Consider the following 5,755-nt stretch of genomic DNA (forward strand, 5'->3'; position numbering starts at 1 on the left):
GGCGTCAATCCCCGCCTCCGCAGCCAGCCGTTGAACGCCCGGGCGTCCGCCTCTTCAAAGCTCCAGTCGCTGCGCCAGGTGATCGAGAGCGAGATGCTCGGTTCCGGCCCGACCTTGACAAAATGCGGCGCCATGACCGGCACGAAAATCGCCTTGCCGGGGGTCAGATGGTGCCGCGTACCTTCGGCCTCGAAATCATCCTGCCAGACCAGATTGCGATGGCCGCCGAGATGATAGCCTTCGTGGATTTCATCGGCGGCAAAGCGAGCGTCACCGGCGGGAAAAGTGGTCATCCATTTTTCGCCGCGCAATTGCAGCAATATATTATGCTCGGGATCGAAATGATAAGGCGTCACCGCATCCGGTGAAGACACGAAGATATAGCCCTGCGGCTTCAGCATCTGGCCGGTCTTGGCCTCCAGGATCGGACGGATTTCAGAGAGCAGCGCGCGCAGCAAAGCTTCATATTCCGGCACTTGCTCGATATTCTTGAGCACCGCCCAGCTGGCCGACTGATCGATCATCCGGATCGTGTCGCCGATGGTCAAGACGTTGCCGGGAACGTCCTCCGGCTTGATGCCAACCGGCAGATCGCCCGGATTATATTCGACGCTCTTTTCCGGCAGCGCTGTGCCCAGCCTGGCCAGCGCCTCGAGCGTCAGCAGTTTGTGCGAGAACATATTATGATCGAGCAGCCCCGCCTGTTCGGGATAGCAGCTGTCAAATTGCCGCCGGCTATCGTCACCAAAAACATGCGTCCGGAAGCTTTCTTTGCCGGAAATCTGATTCATTGCTGCACCTCTGTCGGATCAAAAATTGCGCGGCCCCTGATTTTCCCCATCAGCGCTTCCCCGAGCCGGACACCGCGGAAGACCGCGCGGCGGGACATGCCCTTCAGTTCGATCGAGAAGCGGCCGATATGGCGGCGATCGGACCAGATGCTGTCGATCATCGGATGGTCCTGCGCGGCGCAGCTGTCGATCCAGTCTATCACCGGTTGATCGAGAAATTTGAGATTGTCGATCTGCAGCAAGACACCGGGGGAAAAGCGGGAATATTCCTCGTCAAAAGCAGTTTTGAACCCAAAGCCTCCGTCCGAGGACAAAAAGTTCACCAGCATGGCCAGCGGCTTTCCATCGAGCCTGATGTCGCGGCGTTCCAATTGACCTGCCGCTGCTGCTCCCGCAACTGCCTGCCTGAAAAACGCGCTGGTTTCCGGAGTACAGTCCAGCGCCGAACCATTTTCGCCCTTCCAGCCGGCTTTTTCCAGTTGCAGAAATTCGTCAAGCCACTGGTCCAGACCCATGGCATCGATATGGTGCGCGTAGGTCACGTCCCCCTGCTCGCTCAGCCGTTTGGCCTGTCGCCGCAGATCCTTGCGCTTCTTTGTCCGCACGGTGGCCTCATAATAAGCCTCCGAAGCCAGATCGCTCTGCAACAATGCCCTTGCCTCGCTGTGCACCAGATCGCAGCGCCGTTTCTGGTCGCCACAAACCACCCGCAGGGCCTGATCCAGGGGACCGCCGATGGTCATGCCATTGATATGCAGAAAGCCCGGCCAGGCGCTCAGGTCAAGGGCGGTGAGCAGCTGTTCCCAGAAGACCTGCTCGGAGCCCTTGCGGACCAGCGGTGTGCCAAGAAAGCAATTATGGTGCATCCAGTTCTGGACATGCGGTACCGGCCAGCGGCCAAACCGGTTGTCAGGGCCAATCGGAAGCAGGCCAAGCAATTGCGAATGGCCGGGCTCTCCGGCCCATAGAAGGAACAACCGCAGCTCGGGGTGATGGTCAAATTGGTCCAAAGCCGGCCGCAGGAACCATTGTTCATAGAATATATTCGGTTCTCTCGCCTGCCTGGCCAATTCGCTCCACGCTTCGATCAGATTGGCATCCATTTCGGCAACCGGATGCAACACCGCCCGAAATTCGGGCGCGGACAGGCCCTCGCGGAACCGGTTCGCCCGGATATCCTTGCCCTCCAACTTCTGTAGTCCGCTCAAATCCATTGATATCGTCCCGCCAGCAGTAATTTCTCGTTCGGCATTCGGACTAACGGAAAAGCGGTAAAATGTGATTAACGCTATGCGGACAGAGATTGCGGGGGTTTTGGCGATGAAAAAACCCCGCCGAAATCGCTTCCGGCGGGGTCTTGTTTCAAACCAATATAGCGAGCGTTCTAGTGAATACCGCCCTGCGCCGCATAGAGCGCTGCGAGCAGCAGCAATGCGACAATATTGGTGATCTTGATCATCGGGTTGACGGCTGGACCTGCGGTATCCTTGTAAGGATCGCCTACAGTATCGCCGGTCACGGCCGCTTTATGGGCTTCTGAACCCTTGCCGCCGTGATTGCCGTCCTCGATATATTTCTTGGCATTGTCCCAAGCGCCGCCGCCTGCTGTCATCGACAGGGCAACGAACAGACCGGAGACGATCACACCGAGCAGCAAGGCGCCGAGGGCCGCAAAGCCATTCGCCTGACCCGCGACTGCGGTGATCACGAAATAGACCACGATCGGTGCAAGAACCGGCAGCAGCGATGGCAGGATCATTTCCCTGATCGCAGCTTTCGTCACCAGATCCACCGTGCGGGCATAGTTGGGACGCGATGTACCAGCCATGATGCCCGGATCAGCCTTGAACTGCTCGCGGACATCTTTGACGACGTCGCCAGCCGCACGGCCAACGGCGGTCATGCCCATCGAACCGAACAGATAGGGCAATAATGCACCCAGCAGCAGGCCAACGATCACATAGGGATTTTCAAGGCTGAAGCTGACGTCAAGGTTCGGGAAGAACTCCTTGAGGTCGGCCGTGTAAGCCGAGAAAAGCACCAGAGCCGCAAGACCGGCAGAGCCAATGGCATAGCCTTTGGTCACAGCCTTGGTGGTGTTGCCCACGGCATCCAGCGCATCGGTCTTGTTCCGAACGCTTTCGTCCAGACCGGCCATTTCAGCGATGCCGCCAGCATTATCCGTAACCGGACCATAAGCATCGAGCGCCACAACCATTCCGGCGAGCGCCAGCATGGCGGTTGCCGCAAAGGCGATGCCGATCAGACCAGCAAGCTGGAATGCGACAACGATGCCGATGACAATAACCAGCGTCGGCAAGGCCGTTGCTTCCATCGAAATCGCCAGTCCCTGGATCACGTTGGTGCCGTGGCCGGTTTCTGATGATTTGGCGATCGACCGCACCGGACGATATTGCGTGCCGGTATAATATTCGGTGATCCAGATGATCAGGCCGGTAACCGCCAGTCCAACCATCATCGACCAGAACAGGGCCATGCCGGTGAATCCGCCAGTGCCGTCAAGCGCGGTACCGATGGGTGTGTTCATGTCACCCAGCGTGCGCATGGTGACATAATAGATGGCCGGGATCGAGAGCACGGCCGTGGTAATGAAACCCTTGTACAGCGCGCCCATGATGTTCGTGCCCTTGCCCAGACGGACCATATAGGTGCCGATGATCGAGGTCAGGATGCAGACACCACCGACGATGAGCGGCAGCGACATCAGGTCATAGAGCATCGCGCTACCAACCAGATCGCCAAACAGCAGCGCCAGCAGCACCATGGTAGCACCAACGGTCACGACATAGGTTTCGAACAGGTCAGCCGCCATACCGGCACAGTCACCAACATTGTCGCCGACATTATCCGCGATGGTTGCAGGGTTGCGTGGATCATCCTCGGGGATGCCCGCTTCAACCTTGCCGACCAGATCGGCGCCCACGTCAGCGGCCTTGGTAAAGATACCGCCGCCGAGACGCGCGAAGATCGAAATCAGCGAAGCGCCAAAGGCCAGAGCGACCAGCGAGTCAATGACCGTGCGGTCATTGGCAGCCAGACCCATTTGGGTGGTCAGCACATAGAAGAAGATCGAGATTGCCAGCAATGCGAGACCTGCGACCAGCATGCCCGTCACCGCACCGGCGCGGAACGCGACGGTAAGACCGGTCTGCAGGCTTTCGCTGGCACCCTGTGCCGTGCGGACATTGGCGCGAACCGAAATGTTCATGCCAATATAGCCGGCGACGCCCGAAAGAATGGCGCCGAGCAGGAAACCGGTTGTTGAAATTGCTCCGAGGAATATGAAGACCAGAACCGCAACGACAACGCCGACCATAGCGATCGCGCGATATTGGCGGTTCAGATAGGCTTGTGCGCCTTCCTGAATTGCTCCAGCAATGGATTGCATTTTCTCGTTTCCGGCCGGTGCATTGAGCACCTGACGGCTGGTAATGAAGCCATATAATATGGCGACAAAACCGCATAAAATTGAAATGGTGACTACAGTCATTGCTGAGCATCCCCCCCCTGTTTTTTCACGAGCCCCCCATTGATCAGGGCGCTTTCGCGATTTGTATAGTGCGGGAAGCGGGAACGGCGCAAGTCCTGATTTAGCGGCAAAATTGAATGGCTTGCGAAGCTATTCAATTTGATAGAATCTGGTCGTATCAGGCGTGCACAAATCCCAGATGTTCGGGCAAATCCAGTCGTTCGCCGTGGCTGTGCAGCGCGATACCCGATCCCGGGCGGCAGATCCCGACACAGGTCAGCGGAACCGACAGGACGGTTTCGGGACTGGCGGTGAGCAGCAACTGATAATCATCACCGCCGGTCGCCGCCTTCAGCCGCGCGTGGCGGTCGTTGCCAACAAGCGCCTGAAATTGCCTGGATAGCGGCAGTTCCGCCAGATCAATTTCGATCTGCACACCGCTGGCCGCGGCAATCCGCGACGCATCGAGCAACAGCCCGTCGGAAATATCCATCATGCTGCTGACCAGATTGGACAAGATTCTGCCCTCTTCCAGCCGGGGCGTCGGGCGCGTGTGCGCTTGCAACAATGATGCGGTAATCTCGATATCCGGCGACCGCAACAATCCCGAGGCGATTTGCAGACCAGCCCAGGCATCGCCAATCGTGCCGGTGACATAGACGGCGTTACCCGGCTTCGCATTGCTGCGCGAGGGCACGATATGGCCTTTTGCCTCGCCAATCGCGGTCAGGCCAAAGGTTCTCGGCGCATGTTCGCCCATCGACACGGTGTCGCCGCCGAGCAATGGCACGCCAAAGCGGTCGATCGCCTGTTTCAGACCTTCGACAAAGGCGGCATCCCATTGATCGCCGGAAGTCCGACCATAGCCAAGCAGAACACCAAGCGGCTTCGCGCCCTTTGCCGCCAGATCGGAAAGATTCACGGCGACGAGCTTCCACGCCACATCGGCCGGATCGGCGTCGGGTAGAAAATGGACTCCCTCGACCATCATGTCATGAGTCATCACCAGCTTGTGCCGCCCAAACGGCATCATCGCGACGTCGTCGACCAGTCCGCGTGCTGCTGGGTGGGTGGTAATGGCCTTCAATCGGTCAATAAAATCTAGTTCGCTCAAGACAGGGCGTGCTCCAGTGCCATTCTGATGGAAGCGTTGGCGCGCTTGCTGACCGCTGCCTGTGGGGCAAATCCGTTGAATCCGTGCGGCGCTCCGGGATAGATAGCAAGCTCAACCGGAACACCCGATGAACGGAGACGATTGGCATAGGCAATGTCTTCGTCGAGAAACAGATCGAGATCGCCGCACATGATATAGGCCGGTGGCAAGCCGGTGAGATCGGTCGCCCGCGCTGCTGCTGCATACGGGCTGGCACCATTTTCCTCGGCATAGAGCGACCAGGCATGAAGCGAGGTTGCGCGCGTCCATGTCGATGGCGGGATATCCATATGGCCCGAAGGCGTATCATGCTGATCATCA

5 protein-coding genes are annotated in these 5,755 nt (G+C 58.3%); all 5 read right to left on the reverse strand.

What is annotated here, in order from left to right; translation table 11 throughout:
• The coding region (locus tag V7665_RS09170) for a transcriptional regulator (protein WP_335664237.1) at positions 1 to 791 on the reverse strand (791 nt) is incomplete at its 3' end.
• The gene (locus tag V7665_RS09175; protein ID WP_335664238.1) at positions 788 to 1,999 is read right to left on the reverse strand and encodes a GNAT family N-acetyltransferase; all 1,212 of its coding nucleotides are present in this window, start codon (positions 1,997 to 1,999) and stop codon (positions 788 to 790) included. The genes V7665_RS09175 and V7665_RS09170, both read right to left, overlap by 4 nt.
• 176 nt (positions 2,000 to 2,175) lie before the next feature.
• The gene (locus V7665_RS09180; RefSeq protein ID WP_335664239.1) at positions 2,176 to 4,302 is read right to left on the reverse strand and encodes a sodium-translocating pyrophosphatase; all 2,127 of its coding nucleotides are present in this window, start codon (positions 4,300 to 4,302) and stop codon (positions 2,176 to 2,178) included.
• 157 nt (positions 4,303 to 4,459) lie between these two features.
• A complete protein-coding gene (gene thiL, locus V7665_RS09185) occupies positions 4,460 to 5,395 on the reverse strand; it encodes a thiamine-phosphate kinase (RefSeq protein WP_335664240.1) in 936 nt (311 codons plus the stop codon).
• A partial coding sequence (locus tag V7665_RS09190; protein ID WP_335664241.1) for an alpha/beta hydrolase fold domain-containing protein occupies positions 5,392 to 5,755 on the reverse strand: 364 nt, incomplete at its 5' end. The genes thiL and V7665_RS09190, both read right to left, overlap by 4 nt.

It is taken from the genome of Parasphingorhabdus sp. (assembly GCF_036964675.1).
GTDB lineage: Bacteria > Pseudomonadota > Alphaproteobacteria > Sphingomonadales > Sphingomonadaceae > Parasphingorhabdus.

What these genes read in the sequence shown, in the direction of transcription:
- V7665_RS09180 (WP_335664239.1), bottom strand. Translation starts at nt 4,302, where the DNA reads ATGACTGTAGTCACCATTTCAATTTTATGCGGTTTTGTCGCCATATTA.